At 36.5% G+C, this 19,973-nt stretch carries 21 protein-coding genes; 10 read left to right on the forward strand and 11 right to left on the reverse strand.

The window, feature by feature from the left end:
- Window positions 1–527: 527 nt before the first annotated feature.
- The 6 genes from MKY46_RS14955 to MKY46_RS14980 form a co-directional block, all read right to left on the reverse strand.
- Window positions 528–1,559, reverse strand: coding sequence for a hypothetical protein (locus MKY46_RS14955; protein WP_051891609.1), 1,032 nt, complete (start codon window positions 1,557–1,559; stop codon window positions 528–530).
- Window positions 1,560–1,760: 201 nt separating this feature from the next.
- A complete protein-coding gene (locus MKY46_RS14960; protein WP_036120313.1) occupies window positions 1,761–2,162 on the reverse strand; it encodes a hypothetical protein in 402 nt (133 codons plus the stop codon).
- Between the two features lie 1,074 nt (window positions 2,163–3,236).
- Entirely contained in the window at window positions 3,237–5,441 is a 2,205-nt protein-coding gene (locus MKY46_RS14965; protein ID WP_036120316.1) for a peptidoglycan D,D-transpeptidase FtsI family protein, read from the reverse strand.
- Between the two features lie 237 nt (window positions 5,442–5,678).
- Window positions 5,679–6,284: a superoxide dismutase gene (locus MKY46_RS14970; protein WP_036120319.1), complete on the reverse strand. Its 606-nt coding sequence runs from the start codon at window positions 6,282–6,284 to the stop codon at window positions 5,679–5,681.
- A 175-nt stretch (window positions 6,285–6,459) separates the two neighbouring features.
- The gene (locus MKY46_RS14975; RefSeq protein WP_340834680.1) at window positions 6,460–6,939 is read right to left on the reverse strand and encodes a DUF456 domain-containing protein; all 480 of its coding nucleotides are present in this window, start codon (window positions 6,937–6,939) and stop codon (window positions 6,460–6,462) included.
- Between the two features lie 67 nt (window positions 6,940–7,006).
- Window positions 7,007–8,638, reverse strand: coding sequence for a Na/Pi cotransporter family protein (locus MKY46_RS14980; RefSeq protein WP_036120325.1), 1,632 nt, complete (start codon window positions 8,636–8,638; stop codon window positions 7,007–7,009).
- 194 nt (window positions 8,639–8,832) lie between these two features.
- Here MKY46_RS14980 and MKY46_RS14985 point away from each other — a divergent pair, with 194 nt between their 5' ends.
- The 4 genes from MKY46_RS14985 (at window position 8,833) to MKY46_RS15000 (ending at window position 11,545) form a co-directional block, all read left to right on the forward strand.
- Window positions 8,833–9,351, forward strand: coding sequence for a DUF1189 family protein (locus MKY46_RS14985; protein WP_036120327.1), 519 nt, complete (start codon window positions 8,833–8,835; stop codon window positions 9,349–9,351).
- Window positions 9,352–9,403: 52 nt separating this feature from the next.
- Window positions 9,404–9,748 (forward strand): hypothetical protein, encoded by a 345-nt coding sequence (locus MKY46_RS14990; RefSeq protein WP_340811678.1) that lies wholly within the window; start codon window positions 9,404–9,406, stop codon window positions 9,746–9,748.
- Between the two features lie 105 nt (window positions 9,749–9,853).
- Window positions 9,854–10,960: a flavodoxin-dependent (E)-4-hydroxy-3-methylbut-2-enyl-diphosphate synthase gene (ispG, locus tag MKY46_RS14995; RefSeq protein ID WP_170829863.1), complete on the forward strand. Its 1,107-nt coding sequence runs from the start codon at window positions 9,854–9,856 to the stop codon at window positions 10,958–10,960.
- 12 nt (window positions 10,961–10,972) lie between these two features.
- On the forward strand, window positions 10,973–11,545 hold the full coding sequence (locus MKY46_RS15000) for a 5' nucleotidase, NT5C type (RefSeq protein ID WP_036120338.1): 573 nt from the start codon (window positions 10,973–10,975) through the stop codon (window positions 11,543–11,545).
- A 135-nt stretch (window positions 11,546–11,680) separates the two neighbouring features.
- Here the strand turns inward: MKY46_RS15000 and MKY46_RS15005 are convergent, their stop codons facing one another.
- Window positions 11,681–11,809, reverse strand: coding sequence for a hypothetical protein (locus tag MKY46_RS15005; RefSeq protein ID WP_255358828.1), 129 nt, complete (start codon window positions 11,807–11,809; stop codon window positions 11,681–11,683).
- A gap of 197 nt (window positions 11,810–12,006) precedes the next feature.
- Here MKY46_RS15005 and MKY46_RS15010 point away from each other — a divergent pair, with 197 nt between their 5' ends.
- From MKY46_RS15010 to MKY46_RS15035, 6 genes are all read left to right on the forward strand, one after another.
- Window positions 12,007–12,492: a hypothetical protein gene (locus tag MKY46_RS15010; protein ID WP_230593778.1), complete on the forward strand. Its 486-nt coding sequence runs from the start codon at window positions 12,007–12,009 to the stop codon at window positions 12,490–12,492.
- Window positions 12,493–12,709: 217 nt separating this feature from the next.
- Window positions 12,710–13,051, forward strand: coding sequence for a MerR family transcriptional regulator (locus tag MKY46_RS15015; protein WP_036120344.1), 342 nt, complete (start codon window positions 12,710–12,712; stop codon window positions 13,049–13,051).
- A gap of 32 nt (window positions 13,052–13,083) precedes the next feature.
- Entirely contained in the window at window positions 13,084–14,421 is a 1,338-nt protein-coding gene (locus MKY46_RS15020; RefSeq protein ID WP_340834682.1) for a hemolysin family protein, read from the forward strand.
- 92 nt (window positions 14,422–14,513) lie between these two features.
- On the forward strand, window positions 14,514–14,918 hold the full coding sequence (locus MKY46_RS15025; protein ID WP_036120352.1) for a hypothetical protein: 405 nt from the start codon (window positions 14,514–14,516) through the stop codon (window positions 14,916–14,918).
- Window positions 14,919–15,043: 125 nt separating this feature from the next.
- Window positions 15,044–15,493, forward strand: coding sequence for a helix-turn-helix transcriptional regulator (locus MKY46_RS15030; protein ID WP_036120355.1), 450 nt, complete (start codon window positions 15,044–15,046; stop codon window positions 15,491–15,493).
- Window positions 15,494–15,743: 250 nt separating this feature from the next.
- On the forward strand, window positions 15,744–16,478 hold the full coding sequence (locus MKY46_RS15035) for a metallophosphoesterase (protein ID WP_036120358.1): 735 nt from the start codon (window positions 15,744–15,746) through the stop codon (window positions 16,476–16,478).
- An 85-nt stretch (window positions 16,479–16,563) separates the two neighbouring features.
- On the opposite strand, the gene cyoE is transcribed toward MKY46_RS15035, so the two are convergent.
- From cyoE to MKY46_RS15055, 4 genes are all read right to left on the reverse strand, one after another.
- Window positions 16,564–17,514, reverse strand: a complete 951-nt coding sequence (gene cyoE / locus MKY46_RS15040; RefSeq protein ID WP_036120361.1) for a heme o synthase — start codon at window positions 17,512–17,514, stop codon at window positions 16,564–16,566.
- Between the two features lie 312 nt (window positions 17,515–17,826).
- A complete protein-coding gene (locus MKY46_RS15045; protein WP_036120364.1) occupies window positions 17,827–18,480 on the reverse strand; it encodes an alpha/beta hydrolase in 654 nt (217 codons plus the stop codon).
- 38 nt (window positions 18,481–18,518) lie between these two features.
- A complete protein-coding gene (locus MKY46_RS15050; protein ID WP_036120367.1) occupies window positions 18,519–19,076 on the reverse strand; it encodes a hypothetical protein in 558 nt (185 codons plus the stop codon).
- 130 nt (window positions 19,077–19,206) lie between these two features.
- Window positions 19,207–19,908 (reverse strand): tetratricopeptide repeat protein, encoded by a 702-nt coding sequence (locus tag MKY46_RS15055; RefSeq protein WP_036120370.1) that lies wholly within the window; start codon window positions 19,906–19,908, stop codon window positions 19,207–19,209.
- Window positions 19,909–19,973: the final 65 nt, after the last annotated feature.

The raw sequence follows: 19,973 nt of genomic DNA on the forward strand, positions 1-19,973 counted from the left end.
TAATGATTCATTATCTCATTGGATTCATTTTGAATACCTGTCATAATACTCGTAGTTTCGCCCTTGAGCTCTATACACCCTCTACTAAATTTGGAATACTCCCCCACATCATTACCCTCTAATGTTATATTATGATATAAAATATCCAAACACAATCCATGACATAACATTCAATAAAATATGTTATCCCATTATAATAGACTGAATATTATTATTTAATTAAAATTTAGCTCACTATCTATTGAAAATCAAAAATAAAAGCGGGTTCTAAAAATTTAAATTTTAATTTCACATAAATCGTATCCTCACCATTTTTCGGAGCTGGTAATATTGATAAAATTGGCTATTTCACAGTATTTTCAGTTATATTTTCAATTTTGACACTTAACTTTTAATTCAAAATACTCATCTAGAGAACGTATACAAATATGCAGAATAGAGTTAGTATTTGCCCTTTTAATTTATGGTTTAAAATGAAATTATTCTAATCACTAATTTTTATAATACATTTTTCAAACGGCCATACTCTATAAATTTTTATATAGTAATATTGAAGGGGTCTTTTCTAAATCAATTACTTCATCTGGGAAATCACTTGCATTTATAGGAACAGACACAACATAAAATGTATTAAAATCCTCTAAATTTTTTACATCGATATTTACTTCAACAATAGACATACTTCCATCTGCCAACTCTGTTTCAAATGTACTTTCTTCTTTATTTAATACAGGTTTATGATTAATATAGAAAGTATTTCGATATCGAACTTTCGGATGGCCGTATATTTTAAACTTTACGCTAAGAGAACTATCATCATTTATTTGTATATTTTCAACATTTTCTTTATTTATATCAACATGTGTAAACACACTATGTTCTAATCTATTTAAATCTGTTAATTCCTTATCTAATATCTCTTTGGTTAAAGGTTCATTATATACACTTACGTTATTTAAAAATTGACTTTTTTCTATTTCTGACAAAACATTGGTGTTTGGATCCTGTTGGAAAAATAAAGAACTCACCACTTCTAAAGTAGAATGATAATTACCATAGCTACTTGTTTCCTTAATATCAGGGATAAATGACGGGTTGTAAATACTTGTAATACTAATACTAAGTGTATCACCTTTTTTTCCAGTGATAGGTGTAAACATGAAAGTAAGAGGAATATCTTTATTATCTTCCTCTATATCTAAAACATGTAAAAATTCATAAGATTTTTCTTCATCGACTTTATAAGGTTGTGGTAATCCATCTATAAATACTAGAAACCCAATATTTTTTGCCTTTCCAGAGGCATTTACTATGTAATCTATTTTCAACTCTCCTCCGCTATAAATTAAGGGAATCATTTCACCACTATCATTTATTTTTGGATTGAAGAACCCATGACTTAAAGCACCCATAATTGTTTCGTCACCTTCTATCTGAAACGGATTCTCTTTTGTATCTGGCATTTCTTCAACGTAATCATTTTGTTTCGAACAGGCTGTATTTAATAAAATAATTACTGATAAAACTATTAACAACCTCGAAAAACTGAATATTTTCATAATTACCCTCCACCAAACTATACTCTCTTAAAGTAATAAGAAGAGTATATTTGCTTGTTAACAAATTGAAAACCCATCCTGTATGGAAAAATTACTCTAACTTGGTACATAAAAAACGATTTTTATCTCTATACAAAATACAAACATAGATGTGCTAATAAAACAGCACATCTATGTTTTGAATTAACATATTATCTTATACTACCTAATACCCACTGAAGTATAAACAGCTTTAGCAGCATATGTATTTCCACCTTGTACACCGTGTGTACCATGTATTGTATATGCGTTTGTAGGAGCAGAATAATCAATACTGTGAGTTCTTTTCCCCCTAGCACTTGATGTTTGATTACTAGCTAAGTTCTTACCATTTCTATCTTGAATTGTATAACCAGCAACCAAATAAGCATTATCGTTATTACTATCTACCCATGTTTCTGCTCCACCAGTACTACCAGTAGTCCAAGAAGAACCTTTTAATGTTCCATATCCAGGGGCTGATGTTTCGGCGGCATCAGAACCATATGCAAATGCTCCTGTGGCCAATGATAAAGAAAGAGCCGTTGCGGCTAATCCAATTCCAAATTTTTTTCCTAACTTCATATTAAAACCTCCTAAAAATTTATAATAAACAGGAATTTTGTTATATATTCCTATTTATTATAATATACTACAAAATATTAAAATGCAAGATAATTTCCAACTATATTGAAATATTTAACATATTTTAGATGCATATATCGAGGTCCATCTATCTTTAAGGTTTTTGATATATAACTTTCTTTATATATAAACTAGATGTATTTGGCCAAATAGTGCTTTTCACTTAAATTGGAATTCTAGGTAGTAATTATAATAATAAAAATTAACACCCTTAAATTTCTCTTATTATGTAAAATAATTTAGTGAAAGGAAGGCATTCACATATAAATTCAAGGCAATAACGATTCGGAAAATGAAAAAGGAAAATGTTCATTTGAAATCTTTGAAGAAGCAGAATTCGAAATTAATCTTGTACGAATTCATAGGTTAAAATCATCTTTACCATTTGGTTCACAAATAGAAAATGCTAGATTAGTAGCACAGATTGCCCTTCTATATCAGGGCAGTGGAACCTAAAAAAGATGACGTCTGCTCAGTACAGACATCATCTTCTATAAGTTACTATGGCTTTTTTTAAACATACTAACATTAGTAGTACAAACCAAGGCCATGGTTTGTGCTACTATTTTTTATAATAGAAGTGAAAGAAAAGTCGACCAGCCTCTGGGACCATTTGTGGTCCGTATATAAAACCGGCTAACTTCATACCCTTAGAGGAATCAGTTTAGTATGTTGGGCCTAAGAGATCGTGTATAAGAAAGTGGAATCGATAAGGTACTGTGAAGACTTCTATGATTGGTCACAAGGAGAAGAATGAGATGAAACACATCATTGCGTTAGATGTCTGTAAAGGAAAAAGTACTGTTGTGATTTATGATGGTTACCTCCAGAAGGTGTGCTACTTCATACACGGACATGGAATGCATTATCGTTCACTTATATTTACGTAGGGTTCAACTGCTTGTGATTTATCTTCTACAGTAAATTTAGCAATAGAAAAACTGCACTTCTAGTTGTAGATGTGTCTAACAATAGAGGCACAGTTAATGCATTCGAATGCGCTAGCAGTATTTCTTATTCTTCCTCATCTTCCCCAATTTTGTCTTTTGTAATAGCAGGTAAAATTGTTTGTTTAACATCACTTTCTGTCACTTTTTCAGATTTATATTTTGCTTTTAACTCGAAATATTTATCCAGAGCCTTTCTTGCAATATCATTATTAGCAGAAAAAGGTTGATTAGGGTTTGTTGATGCCCAAGGAATAACTACGGCATAGGCAATTTCTGGATTTTCATATGGCGCAAAACCAACATGTGTATAAGTAAGGGAGTACTGACCCCTATACTGTCGTAAATCCCCATAATACATTACTTCAGCTGTTCCAGTTTTCCCAGCCGCTGTATATGGTGCATTCCCAAATTGTCTTTTAGCTGTCCCCTTTGAACCTGTATAAACACGACGTAGCCCTTGTTTCACATAGTTAAGATCAGATAGTGGATTATCAATTTGATTTAAAATAGTTGGTCCTATTTCAGTCACTAATTGGCCTAGCGATTGTCCATCTTTTGATGGTTCACGCACTTCTTTGACAACATGTGGCTGAATACGATAACCACCATTTGCTACTGTAGAAATATACTGTGCTAATTGTAATGGTGTATACGTATCATATTGTCCAATCGCTAAGTCGAGTATTTTCCCTCCATCTGTAGGACCAGAGGGACCTCTTACACCGCTAAATTCATTTGGTAAATCAATTCCTGTTTTTACACCTAATCCAAATTGTGCATAAGAATTACGCATTTTCGGGAATGTGTTTTGATTTAAAAGAAGAGGCATTCTATAGCTATATGGTGTTCCATTAATAAGCAGAGCTGTTTTAAACATATAAACGTTTGAAGATTGCTCTAATGCACTTAAACCATCCATTGAAATATAGCCTCCATGATTAAAAATTGATTTTTTTGCCTCAGTACCCTTTAACCAGATTGGTTCATCTCCTAATATTGTGCTTGGAGTAATGGCTCCTAGATTGTAACCAGTTAGTAATGTTGCTGCCTTAACTGCAGAACCTGCTTCATAAGCTGTTGTAAAGGTTCCATATGAATAATCGTACACCTCATATTTCCCTGTTTCGGGATTATTTTCAATTTTTTTACCAACCATTGATAAAATATCACCTGTATTCGGGTCCATCATTACTAAAAATGCACGATCAAGCAAAGTCGAAGCCCCTTGTGATTTTAATTTAAGCAATTCTTCTTCGACTATTTTTTCTGTTTCAGCCGACAATTCACTATCTAATGTTAAAACCAAATCTTTTCCAGGCTCTCCTTCATAAATCGTAGTGGTGTCAACGACCTGCCCTTTTTTATTGGTAATATTTTTGACAACTGTTTTTTGACCTTGTAGTAGCTCTTCATATTGAGCTTCGATATAACTTTCCCCTACTCGATCATTTCGTGAATAATCACGGGCTAAATAATAATTCAGCTTCTCTTTTGGTATCCCTTTTGTTGGGACCGTTGTACGACCAAGAATCGATAGAGAAGATAATTTTACGCGTTTCCAATCTGTCGTTGTGTTAACTCCTGGCAGTTCCGTTAAACGCTCGGAGACACGTGCAAATTCTTCTGCCGAGACATTTTCACTTTTTATAATTTGAGGTGATAAATTATAACCAGATGTCATCTCTCTAAAGATTGCTAATACTTCTAAATCTTTCTCTGACAATTGCAAAAGTTCTTCATTCGTAATGCGTTCACGTACTAGTTTATCAATCTCTGCATTGATTTGACTTGTCGTAATATTTTCTTTCGCTCGAATTTTAGCTTCTTCTGCCTTTGTCACTTTTTCGTAAGCCGCATCATGATTTTTGATAATCCAAAAATCTTGTTTATCACGCAATGTGACGCGTTTTGTTGGTTGTTCAATTAATTGCGCCAGCTTTTCAGCTATATTTAGCATTTCATCTGTTGTAGTCGTTTGCATTTTCGTATAGGTAATGGCATTTTCAGGGTGATTATCGACTAAAATACGCCCGTAACGATCATACATGCGGCCCCTTGGCACACTTGTATTAACAGGAACTTCCTCTTTACTCTCTAAAAGTCGTACATACTCTTCCCCTTTGACGATTTGCATATAACCCAGTCTAAAAATTAACATTGAAAATACGATAAATATTGCAAAGAAAAGGATATTCATACGAAATGTTAAATTAGAATGATGTTTTGCTTTAACACTCGCCGCGCGATTTTTTCCGGGTGCTTTGCGCATATGTATTCCCCTCCTCATCTTCTGATCATTTCAATACACGATACTTAGTATACCATTCGAAGGTATGACAGAAAAGCACGCACTTACGAAATCTTATGTAAAACATCATTTATTTGACGGCACTTTCTGAGGAAAGGTTGCTTTTTTTTATACTTTCCCTCACGCTTACTTTTCTATCCAATAAAAAAGGCTATGCCTTGGTGATTACTCACCTTTGGCATAGCCGAAGATTCATCATTATTTTGCAGCTTGGAATTTAGCTTCTACTACGTCCCAGTTTACTACATTCCAGAAAGAACCGATGTAATCTGGACGACGGTTTTGGTAGTTTAAGTAATATGCATGTTCCCAAACATCTAAGCCTAGAATTGGCGTTTTACCTTCCATTACTGGAGAGTCTTGGTTAGGAGTAGACGTAACAGCCACTGAGTCACCATCAACGATTAACCAAGCCCAACCAGAACCGAAGCGAGTTGTAGCAGCTTTAGCAAATTCTTCTTTGAAAGCATCGAAAGAACCGAATTTAGCATCGATTGCTTTTGCTACTTCGCCAACTGGTGTATTTGAACCGCCTGGAGCGATAACTTCCCAGAATAATGTATGGTTAGCATGTCCGCCACCGTTGTTGCGTACAGCAGTTTGTTTGTCAGCTGGAAGAGCGTCAAGGTTTGCGATTAAGTCGTTAATGTTCTTTTCTGCAAATTCAGTACCTTCTACTGCTGCGTTTAAGTTTGTTACATAAGTATTGTGGTGTTTAGAATGGTGAATTTCCATTGTTTTTGCATCGATATGTGGTTCTAATGCGTCATAAGCGTAAGTTAATTGTGGTAATTCGTAAGCCATTGTTAAGTTCCTCCCTAAAATAAGAAATAAATAGTACATCCTTAGATTATCAAAATTGGTCAAACCATTCAATGAAAAATACTTCAAATTGAAGATTTCAGCCTTTTGACTGAAATACCAATACGTTTACTATCTTACCCTTTCATCATAAACACTAAACCTTAAAAGTGAAGCATTAAATCGCGATAAAAAATACAATAATCATCACGATTTGAATAACAGCCTTTGCAATGGTAGATGTTAAAAAGCCTATTAGAGAGCCCACACCACTTTTCACAGCCTCATTCAAGGTACGTTTCTCAACAACAAGTTCTGCAATCACCGCGCCTAAAAATGGACCAATTAATATCCCTGCAACGGGAATAATAAATGGACCAATTAATAAACCGATAGTACTTCCCCACATTCCTGCGTTAGAACCACCAAACTTTTTAATACCGAACGCATTTGCCACTGTATCGGCACCAAATAATAGCACTACAAATAGGATTTCAATCACCCAGAACCACCAGCTCAGCTCTGCGAATGAGAAAAATACACCATAAAGCAAAAATCCGCCAACTAAAAATAGTACACCCGGAATAATCGGATACACTAAACCAATAAACGAAATAATAAAGCAGGCAATCACTAAGATCCAGCCAATAACTTCCATAAAGTTTCTCTCCTTTTACCGTGCATTGCCTTTCATACGGAATAACAAAGTGAAAAGTTTCATCTCGCTAATGACGAATGCCTAAAATCGAGTCGGCAATGTTTACTGCATGGTCTCCTATACGTTCTAGATTGCTTACAATATCCATATAAACAATTCCCGCTGCTCCACTGCATTCATTAGTGTTCAAGCGAGCGATATGTTTTTGACGGAGTTTATCTTCCATATCATCTATTAAGCTTTCTAGCTCTGTTACCTCCTGAGCTAAACTTAAGCTCGCCGTATCTAAAGCTTCAATGCTTTTCCGTACTGCTTCAATGGCTAAACTAAACATACCAATTAAATCTTGTCGTGCTGATTTACTTAAACTCACTTCATGATGATCTTTGTATTGTAGAAGCTCTAATATATTTTCAAAATGGTCTCCAATCCGTTCAAAATCTCGCACATTTGTTAATAAGGTATGGTGTCTTACTGAGTCTGCTCGAGATAGCGGCTGCTTAGACACCATGACTAAATAATCCGTAATTTCATTGTCGAGATGATTGAGGCCGACCTCTAATTGCAAAACCGTTGGAATATGTTCTGCTTCCCCCGTTTTCATATATAAAAACGTTTCTTCTAGTCCTCGCAATGCATGTTCACCCATTCGTAACACTTCCTCTTTCGCTTGACCAAGGGCAATGGCTGGAGAGGAATCAATAAAGGATGGATCCAGATGCTTAGTTGTCACATTGATATGACCGTCATTTCCTGGCAGCAACTTCGTAACTAATGTTGCAAGTCCAGCGATAAATGGAAGTTGAATCATCATATTAAATACGTTGAATGAACCATGTGCAAGGGCAATTTGCATGCGAGGCTCTAAATGAAATAACTCGCTTACCCACTGGACAAACTGGATAAATGGTGTAAAGAATAGCATGAAAATAATCGTGCCGATGACATTAAAAAGGACATGTGCGGCAGCTGCACGCTTTGCATAAATAGAAGCACCAAGGGAAGCTAATACCGCTGTAATGGTCGTGCCAATATTTTCACCAAACAAAATAGGTAATGCACTATTTAAACCAATTAAATGTTCAGCATATAACCCTTGCAGCACACCAACCGTCGCAGTAGAACTTTGCACCAATAATGTGAATACGGTTCCTAAAAATATGCCTAAAATCGGTTGATTACTTAAATGAAGCGTTAATGATGCAAAGTCTGCCAATTGATGTAGTGCCTGCATACTTGCACTCATTAGCTCTAGCCCTAAAAATAAACCACCAAAGCCAAAAAGAATCTGGCCAATATGTTGATACGTTGCTTTTTTCAAGAAAAACAAACAACCTGCACCGATTGCCAACAAAGGGTAAAAATAGATACCAATATTAATGCCAATAATAAATGCTGTAATGGTTGTACCGATATTTGCCCCCATGATGACGCCAATGGCTTGACGCAATGTTAAAAAACCAGCACTCACTAAACCTACAGTTATGACTGTTGTTGCAGAACTTGACTGAATACAAATCGTTACAAATATACCCACTAAGACACCCATAATCGGGTTTGTAGTAAAGCGATTTAACCATTCACGTAATCGATCATCCGCTGATTTCTGAAGTCCATCACCCATAAATTTAATGGAAAATAAAAATACCCCTAACCCACCTAAAAATTGAAAGAGTATGCTTTGCCAATCTATTGTCAATTGTTTTCGCTCCAATTCCTACATCTCTACTACTCTATTTGTAATCATTAAATGATTACCAACAAAAAGTAAAGAAATCCTTTAACTTCTTTACATAATGTTAACATTTTATCATCTAGTTCCTCTTCATTTATACTTCTTTCATATCCTGTCCTCTTTGAACATGTTAAAATATCGATTGGAGGAGATATAGTATGAAACACTCACAGCTTTTTATCGATAGTCTCATTCATCCTAAAAAACTAGCAGCCTATCGTTTATTACCTATTGGAAAGGTTATTCAATATACTTTTCTACTCATTACCATTGTGTCCGTATTTTCTTTAGGTCGCTTTGCAGCAGGTATGTCTGTTGATACATTTGATATGGATAGTTTAACTGGTTTAACGGAATATATAGAAGGCATTAAATGGCTCTTATACCCATTCACCTTCCTCATGCTTTTTGTTGTGACAACCATGCTCATATTTGCACAAATTGCTCTCTATGCTTTAGCTGGTTTATTTATCTTAAAGGCAATGAAGCGTCGAGGTGAATATCGTCACATCTGGCGAACAGCTACCTTTGCCATCACTTGGGCAACTTTGCTGTCAATGCTAGCAGACTATTTACCAATTAACAGTACCATTATCACTGTATTCTCTTTATTGTTAACCATTACTCTATTAATTGTGGCCTTTACAAAATATCCAAAACAACCAATTACAAAATAATGTGCATGAATCCCCTCTCTTCTCAATATAGTGTAGAAAAGGAGGGGATTTTTTGCGCGCATTCATCTTAACAGCCATCATCATTGTGATCGCCTTTGTCGTCAAAGTAGATTTAACCGAAGGATCTATCCCACTGGCAGCTTTATCTACCAAAAATACAGAAAATACTCTTTGTGAAAAACAGCGTGAGCCAAATTATATTACAGTACAAACGATTGAAGGTGACACTATCCATAGTTTATTTGCCCTACATCCTGCAAAAGTTCCTATGACCTTTCCAGAGCGCTTACAACTTTTTTACAACTTAAACCCACACTTACAATTACAAGCTCTCATTCCAGGTGAAAATATCAAGCTTCCACTGTCGTTTGAGCTTGAAAACAAATGTGGAAAATGAAAAGTTAGCGTTTCTTCCTTGTCCTTATTTTCCTACACTGCTAAAATAAATGACAGTGACGGCTGAAAATAGTGGCCCGAAAAGGAGAGAAAGTTAATGAGTGAAATTTGTCACCGTTCAAATACGCGTCCCGTACGTGTCGGTAACTTAACAATTGGTGGTAGTAATGAATTATTCATTCAAAGTATGTGTACAACCAAAACACATGATGTAGAAGCAACAGTTGCGGAAATTCTTCGTCTTGAGGAAGCGGGCTGTCAGGTTGTTCGTGTTGCTGTACCAGATGAGCGTGCAGCGGATGCGATTGCCGAAATTAAAAAACGTATTCATATTCCATTAGTAGCTGATATTCATTTTGACTATAGATTAGCATTAAAAGCCATTGAAAATGGTATTGATAAAGTACGTATTAACCCAGGTAATATTGGCCGTAAAGAAAAAGTGGAAGCTGTTGTTAATGCTGCCAAAGCGAAAGGTATCCCCATTCGTATTGGTGTTAATGCCGGCTCATTAGAGCGTCATATTTTAGAAAAATACGGCTATCCTACAGCTGATGGTATGGTTGAATCAGCTCTACACCATATTAAAATTTTGGAAGACTTGGACTTCCACGATATTATCGTGTCAATGAAGGCATCTGATGTTAATCTTGCTATTGAAGCTTATGAAAAGGCGGCGAAAGCCTTTAATTACCCGCTTCATTTAGGGATTACAGAATCAGGGACACTGTTTGCTGGTACAGTAAAATCAGCAGCTGGTCTTGGAGCCATCCTTTCAAAAGGCATTGGGAACACATTGCGTATCTCCCTTTCAGCTGACCCTGTAGAAGAAATAAAAGTAGCAAGAGAATTATTAAAATCATTTGGTCTAGCCTCTAATATGGCCACACTTATTTCTTGTCCTACATGTGGGCGCATTGAAATTGATTTAATTTCGATCGCAAATGAAGTGGAAGAATATATTTCAAAATTAAAGGTTCCTTTAAAAGTAGCTGTGTTGGGCTGTGCCGTAAACGGTCCAGGTGAAGCACGAGAAGCGGATATCGGAATTGCTGGTGCTCGTGGTGAAGGCTTACTTTTCATGAAGGGAAAAACAGTTCGTAAAGTACCTGAAGAAACGATGGTGGAAGAACTGAAAAAAGAAATTGATAAATTAGCAGCAGAAATGGAAGAAAAGCAAGCAGCAGAAGCAGCACAAAAAGCGAATGCTTAAGGAGGTGCTAGCATGAAAAAGCCTCGTTTTGGTATTGATATCGATGGGACTGTGACATGTCCAAGTACACTCATTCCACATATTAATAAGCAATACAATGTAAATATTACACTTGATGATGTTTGTGAATATGATTTTTTATCCGCCTTTCCACACCCTGTTGACCGCAGTGCATTTAATACATGGTTTAAGGAAAATGAGCCTTATATGTATGAAGTCTCTGAAGTGGCAAAAGATGCAAAAAATATTCTAACCGCTTGGAAAAATAATTTCGAGCTGTATTATATTTCTGCACGAGGTGAAAATGTAGCAAACATCACTGTCAATTGGTTTAAAACGCAAGCTATACCATACGATCATATCGAACTTCTAGGTAGCCACGATAAACTAGCTGCCGCGAAAAAGCATCATGTAGAAGCTTTCTTTGAGGATAAGCACGATAATGCGGTAATGCTGGCGGAGGAACTAAAAATCCCTGTTGTGTTATTTGACACACCATATAACCGCCTCACTGTTCCTGATAATGTTATACGAGTATATAATTGGCAGGAAGCCAATCAGTTTATTACAGATTATTTCAAATAAAGCAGAGTCGTGTTCAAACTTGGACACGACTCTTTTGTTTAACTTGTCTACTAAATCGAGTGTTACCGTTTTTTCAATTTTTCAGAGCATGCTCAAAAAATTCGGACATCATTATCAAGGCGGCATTGATGATTGCTATACCTCAAGAATTCCTCGTAGCCAACGATCCACAAAGTTTTCAAAGGTAATACCATAATTATCATAAACAGCATGATAGACAAAATAAGTTCCTAATCGATCAAGCATTTCATCATTAATTTTCATCCAAACCGCTCCCTTTCTCTCATCATTTTACTAAATCTTCAGACTTATATACTTTCCAAATGCCGAACAATCAAGTGGAGATCGCATCGTTGCAAAACCGTCACAAACTGCCGCCTTCATGCCCTTTCTTCGTATTTTTCTTTTCGTTAAGATAGTAATAACAACTTACTAGACTGGAGGGACTACTTGTGAAATGGATGACGAAGGTAGCTTGTATAACATGCATCTGTGCTTTACTAACAGGCTGTGGTGATCGATTAGCAGAAATTAGAGATGCTGCTTCAGGCATCAATTCAGCGGCCAATTCCGCAGCTAGTGCAGTTAGTCGAGATGTCCATGCCATGCGCGCTATAGACATTAACTATCAAGATACATCTTTTACAGTTAATGACCTATTTAAAACTATTTTACGTGACATCCGCTGGGATTATGACCTTGAAAAAAATGAGCTACATGTGAGAGGCACTTGGCAGCCCCCACTATTTTCTGACCAGCCCTGGGATGGAGATATGAAAGAAAAGCTAGCGGAAGCGGGCTTTGTCACGGTAACGTGTAAATTCATTGATGATAAAATCGATAGTAAGCACACAAACGTCATACTTACATATAATGAGGAAATTCTCTTACAAGAAAATGGTGAAGAAGCACTCCATCACCTATACGATACCTATTTACTTCCCTAATCTTAGTAACGTTTCTACCAGTTAACAATGGCAGAAACGTTATTTTTTTATTAAAAAAATCTTACAATTTTGAAATATTGACGCCTATCATTTGAATATATTTAGACCATCACGTTATAATCAAAGTATCACGTGATGGTTTGGAGGTGTTTGCATTGGGACAGAGAAATTAAAAATTGGCGAACTTGCAGAAAAAACAGGCATTACTAAACGAACAATCGATTATTATACCAATATTGGTTTGTTGGATGCAGAACGTTCTGCAACAAATTATCGCTTCTATGATCCAATAATGATTGAACGACTTCAATTTATTGAACAACGCAAACAACAGGGGCTCTCACTCGTAGCAATCCAACATGAATTGAACATCACACCCTATGAAGAAATCGATGTACAAATGCTTCGTTTAAAAATGCAAGATTTAGAGCATGATGTAGCTTCATTGCTAGAGCAAATGAACAAACAAGATGATAAAAAAATTGAAACCATTAAGAAAAACGTTTCACCCGAAAGTATTGCATTAATGCAATCCTTACTATTACTTATTCATAATTAGGAGGTGACGTTCTGTTTTTACAGAACGACTATTTGGAGACCATTATAAACCTATCGATTTTTACCATTTTATTAGCTTTAACAGGCTTTTTCGTAGCAACAGAATTTGCCATTGTCAAGGTGCGCTCCTCAAGACTCGATCAGCTGGTTGCAGAGGGCAATAAAAAAGCAATTGCTGCTAAGCATGTTGTCCATCATTTAGATGAATACTTATCTGCCTGCCAATTAGGTATTACAGTAACCGCACTTGGTATCGGGATGGTTGGTGAAAAAACCTTTGAATTTATGCTTCACCCACTTTTTGAAATGGTCGGCATTTCTGATAAATATATGACGATCTTTACAATTGGTACAGCCTTCGCTATCGCAACGTTTTTACATGTAGTAGTTGGCGAACTAGCTCCAAAAACGGCAGCTATTCAAAAGGCTGAAGCTATTACACTTCTTTTCGCAAAGCCAATTATGTTTTTCTACAAAATCATGTACCCATTTATTTGGTTTTTGAACGGTTCTGCACGTGTTTTAATTGGACTATTCGGCATGAAGCCCGCTAGTGAACATGAGCTTTCTCATACAGAGGAAGAATTGCGATTATTAATGTCTGAAAGCTTTAAAAGTGGTGAAATCAATAAATCTGAGCTTAAATATGTGAACAATGTCTTTGAATTTGATGAACGTATTGCTCGTGAAATTATGGTTCCCCGAACAGAAATAGTTGGTATTGAACAAAATGAATCGTTTACCCATATCATTCATACCATTGCCGAGGAAAAATATACGCGCTACCCTGTATACGATGGTGACCGCGATAATATTCTAGGCTTTATCAATGCCAAGGAGCTATTTACGCATGGGTTACTTGAACAACTTACAGACGACACATTAGTTTTAGAGGATTTCATTAATCCTGTCATTCGTGTTATTGAAACAATTCCTATTCAGGAATTACTTGTACGCATGCAAAAAGAACGAATCCATATGGCCATTTTAATGGACGAATATGGTGGTACATCTGGACTAGTAACTGTTGAAGACATTTTAGAAGAAATTGTTGGTGAAATTCGGGATGAATTTGACGGTGATGAAATTGCTGATATTCGAAAAATCGCAGATCATCACTATATTTTAAATGCCAAAATGCTTGTGGAAGATGTTGAAAATCTATTAAACATTACGCTGGATGCAGAGGAAGTAGAAACATTAGGTGGTTGGTTCTTAACAGTGAATAATGGCATTAAAGCTTCAAGAAATATTGAATTAGACACCTATCTCTTTAGCATCTATGAGCAACAAGGGCATCAAATTCATTATATTGAGGTTCGACCTCTACGAAAAAGTGCACCAGTTATCACAGAAGTACAATCAACATAACAGAATGAAACTGGTATTTATTATTCCATTATTAGCCATTCCACTATATAATGGATAACGTAATAAGATTCTAGTTTCAGGGGGCAATACACATGACATTGTTTAAGCTATATCATTCAGATGGTATTCACATTATTACCGACGTAAAAAAACACAAAACAAATATTGAATTAAAAACGGTTACAGGAGAAATTTTATATATTATCGTTGTAACAGACGAAAATTACACAGTCTATGACGATCGTTTTGCAGGAGCTTCTAAGCAATTAAATTCTGTGGAAGCCTTCGATATTGATGGTAGTTTCCGCAGTTTAGATTTCGATAATATGCGTGCCTTATTTAAGGAGGCTTTTACAAACCTATTACATGAGATTGCCTTATGTGTCAAAAATAAAGAAGAACTGGTGGATATTGATACGCTCCGCCATAAAGTAAGTGCACAGATTAAAGGCATCCATTTCCGTGTAATCTCTGATACGAAAAAATATGAGATTTAATCATCCAACAGACTGTTCCATTATGGGCAGTCTGTTTCATTTTTAATTCCACTATCGAAAGAAAAACACGTATCTTTACTTTCATGTATAATGGAACATAACAATCTGAAAAAAGGGGTGTTAGGATGAATCGTGAACAATTAATCACACTCATTTCAGAAAAACTGAAATTAATCCGTACAGAAAAAGCTTTTACACAGGATCAAATGAGTGATTTATTAGGACTATCTAAGAAAACACTTGTACAAATTGAAAAAGGCCGTATCCTAGCTGGTTGGACAACTACTGTTGCCATTTGCACTTTGTGTCGTGACAGCTCGATTTTACAGCATGAGCTTGGCGGTGATCCATTGGAGGTAGTAGATTTAATCGCGAATAATGGAACATTGCAGCCAAAGGAAAAAACAATGGGTGGATACATATGGTGGAAAAATATTCATGAGCACGATGGTTATAAACTACAGCAAAACGTTATCAGTCAGCATTTCCGCATTTTAGACAATAATAACTTTCGCCTTATTTCAACATTTGATGAACAGATCGTTAAACAAGCTTGGGACGAATTAATGATTTAATCTAATAGGTTAACAGTATAAGTATTCTAACCTGCTTCTGCTGTTAACCTTCAGCCCCTCCCCTCTCGCAAAACCCCCACCCCTGACAAATGAATAAGGAAATAAAATCTCCTTTCATATGATAAAGAAAAATAGTAGGAAGTGAATTATTTCTTCGACCATTCTATGTAAAAGCTGGAAAAGTCGAAATTTGTAGAAGAATTCTCTATACTGAATAGTAATGCTTTACTATTAGAAAGGATGCTCGAAAATGAATCGAATACTAGCAATTAGTGATATACATGGAGAATTAGGGCTGTTAGAAGAATTACTTTTAAAAGCAAACTACGATCCACCGAATGACCAACTTTTTTTACTTGGTGATTACGTAGACAGAGGTCCCGCTTCTAGTGGTGTATTAAATTTGGTTAATGAATTACAAGCAAAGGGTGCACGTGTTTTGCTAGGTAACCACGAGGCAATCATGCTCAATGCCTGTCGTTCTGGCCTTGCTAAGCCATGGAACCATTGGGTCGGACTATGTGGTGGAGAGGCCACACTGGCAAGCTATGGCTACCAGTTGGAAGATTTTGAGGAAGCTATTGAAAACAATACATTGCCTAGCTTTATTCAAACATTACCGAAGCTTGAAGAACATTTACAACTAATTGAAACATTTGAAATATATATTGAGTTAGAGGATGCTATTTTTGTCCACGGGGGCGTTGTTCCTGGTGTCGCTATCGCAGACACTGACCCCATGCGTTTACTGTGGATTCGTGAGGAATTTCATGCAGGTTATAATGGGGATAAAACGGTGATCTTTGGACATACCCCTACGTATAATCTTCACCAAAATCCAACGGACTATCGTGTCTATTTCGGAGAAAATAACATCATAGGCATTGATGGTGGCGCAGTTTTTGGCGGACAGCTACATGCATTAGAGTGGCCAAGTCGCCAAATTATTTCAGTAGCTAATAAAAAACCAACAAGTAACGAATAACTTGTTGGTTTTTATTTTGAAGATTGTTTTTTCAAGCGAGCTCTATAAATCTGGACGCCATGACGTCTAGTCATCATTGATTGAATCAATATAACTTAAAGATAACCCCTACTAATGAGTATACAATGACAGTTGAAAATAGTATTGTCATATGGAAAAGTGAAAAGACAAACATTTTAGTAGCCCATTTCACTTGATCCGTATTACTATGATAGCCGTAAATACTCATCACTAACCAAGCAACACTTAAAATCAATGCCACAAGCATAATTCCAACACTTAACGAGCCAAATAAAAAGCTTGATAGAATCAATAAAACTAAATAAAAATTGGTTTGATAATACGTACGGCGCATTCCTTTGACAACGGGCAGCATAGGTACGCTGGCTGCTTCATAGTCTACACGTTTGCGGATCGCAATGGCATAAAAATGGGGCATTTGCCAAATCACCATGACAAAAAATAAACCAAGTATCGCAGGATGTGTAATATCTGTTGATACCGCAGACCAACCAATTAATGGCGGCACTGCCCCACTAATACTACCAATTTCCGTATTATAAATCGTACGACGTTTTGTCCACATTGTATAAGGGACTACATATAAAAACACACCTAATAGACCAAACGCAGCTGCTAATGGTGAAGCCAGTGCCAACACAGCTACCCCGATGATCAACATCGCAACGGCTAAAGATAGCGTCGTTTTTGCTGACATTTCCCCTGTTACAGTTGGTCGGCTTTGTGTACGAGGCATAATCGCATCAATATCACGATCATAGACATTATTAAATGCCCCTGCTGCTCCAATTACAAGGGCAGAACCGATTGTTGAAAAAATAATTTCTGGTATATTGTCCATTAACGTCATTTTATTTTTGTACATGCCTAGCGTTAAACCAGCCCACATCGGTATTAAATTGGATTTGATAATGCCAGTTTTGACCGTTTGCGCTAAAATAGCAGAGCGTGATGACTTCCCTCTTGATTTTTCGGAGGATTGCGGTTTATGCTCCGTTTTCAGATTTTGTTCCATTCATCTTAATTCCTTTTCTCCATAATTTCTACCCGCTTCCATCGATAGAAAGCGACAAAATTTGCATCTAGCACATCAAATTATTATTTTACCCCTTTTAGATTGGTTCTGTCTCTATGTTCACATAAAGTACATGTTTTCATCTAACCAACCACGCTCATTCACAACATCTTCTATGATACCACCGACTGACATGAATTTGAACCTTCTTGCCTCGATTCTTCTAATCACTATTGGAGAAAAATAATTTGATGAGTGATCTTTTTTCCATAGCCAAAAAAACCGAGACATTTATTTGCCTCGGTTGTCATTTTATTGAAGATCTTCTTGTAATTGCTGTGCTAAAAATGCTACAAGGTCACGAAGATTATCAGGTGTGACACCATGTCCATCTGGATATTGCTTAAAGGTTACCTTTGCACCAAATTGTTCAAAAATCTCCTTACTCTCCATGCCCCATTGAGAAGGAATGACATAATCATAATCACCATGAGAAATAAAAGCATGTAAATGCTCTACTGAGCGAATGGCATATTCCTCCGTTACAAATTTAGGGGTATAGCCACTTAAAGCAACGATTCCTGTCACTAAATTCCCCATGACAAAGGCAAGTGATTGTGCTAATACGGCGCCTTGGCTAAAGCCTAAGACGAATACTTTATGAGGATCGATTTGATATTCATCGATCGCTTCTAATATAAAACGTTGAAGCGCCACTAATACTTTATCAAAAATTGCGCGATCTGGTTGTCCCACCTCTTGAATCGTGAAAAAAGCATAGCCAGGATTCTGTGTAATCGGCCCTCGTAAGCTAAATATATGACATTGCTCTTGAAAATCTTGCACTAATTGTGGTAAGTCCTCTTCATGACTACCCATACCATGCAATAAAAAAATAGCAGGATATTTTTTCGTAGAATCCATTTCAGTTGGTTGTGTATGTTTAAAAGTAAATGGTGTATTCATTCAATTAAATTCCTTTCACGTAAAACTTCGTAACAAAGTTAGCATAATTTTGTTTTATTAATCAAACCATCTGTATAATAAGCAATATACCCATTTACAATACGAATTGTTTCTTCTGGGTCTGCATCAAAAAGTACTTTTGATTGCTCTGGCGTTGATACAAAAACAGTTAATAAATCCATCCGCATTGAATGACCGGCTGAGCTATATGCATAGTCATAAATGATGGCTTCCTCTGTCATGTTTTCCGTCTCATACTGCTTATGGAATAATTCCTTCGCTGCCTCCATTTGCTCTGCTACTTGCTGACGAATTCGCATCTGGTGCATTAATAACTCTTCCTCCAGCGCTGCAGGCTTTAGCCAATTTTTTGCATGAAGCATTTTTAAAAATTGTTGCTCCCAAGCCTGTTCATTCTCAGTAAAAAAGAGCATATTGACCATCAGCATATCCCAAAAGTCCTTAGTGGATGCGGCTGATTGTCGCTGCACGGCAATGGTTTCTTTAAAATGCTCTTCCACCTTCGTTATATTCATATTGCGAACTAAATGATTACATACGTTTTCAATAAATTTATTTGCCACTTCTTGTGCCATAAAAAAATCCGTCCTTTATATCTACAAATCATTTTCTTTCTTATCATACCATGATTGTGGAATATGGCAACGAACCTCTCTCAGCCGAAAAAAGATGCCTCCATTTACAGTTGGAGACATCCTACATAAATTAAGAGAACACATAGCTATCCATAGTATCCATTGTATTTTGAATGGCATCTTTCAATGATCGTTGCTGTTCTCCGCAAGAGGCTAGTGCATCCTCCAAAGCGAGTGCGGCATTCGCCATAAATGGAGCCATTTGTAAATCCTTCGCCAATTGAATAAGGACTAGTGCTTTATTCCATTTCCAACGAGGATTTATAGGATCTAGTTGAATCGCTTGCTCTAAATAACCAAGTGCATCAAAAGGCATCCAACCAAAGCGATGCATTGTCTGCCCCGTAATCCCCCAGTAGACAGCCTTATTTGGGTTTTCCTTTACTGCTTGTTGAAAGCAGTGAACACTCTCATTGTAGTGGTGAGCAAATAAAAACAGCTCCCCTTGTGTAAAAAAGGATTGAGCCTTATCGGATGGTGTGCCTGTTTTCGCAGCTTCCTCTAATTGCTGAATACGCTTGGCAAATGCCTCTTCCTCTTCTATTGCACGTATTTCCACCACCAAATCCGATTCAGGGTAGCTTTCATCAGCTCTTTCTGCATGCTGTACTTCCCCATGTGCTGTAGGCTTTGGGTAGCGATCAAGATCATATTGTTCGAATAAAGCCATGTATTTTTGTGCCCGTGCTTTTTCTTCTTCGCTTGTCACCTGCTTCGCCAATTCATAGCATTTCATCAGTTCACCGTTATAAAAATAATCATCCATTGACATTGTCGATTCCTCCAGTGTACAACTTTTCAGTATTTTTAGTATACACTACAAAAACCAAAAGAGAC

Origin of the sequence: Lysinibacillus sp. FSL M8-0355 (assembly GCF_038008985.1) — a bacterium.
GTDB lineage: Bacteria > Bacillota > Bacilli > Bacillales_A > Planococcaceae > Lysinibacillus > Lysinibacillus fusiformis_D.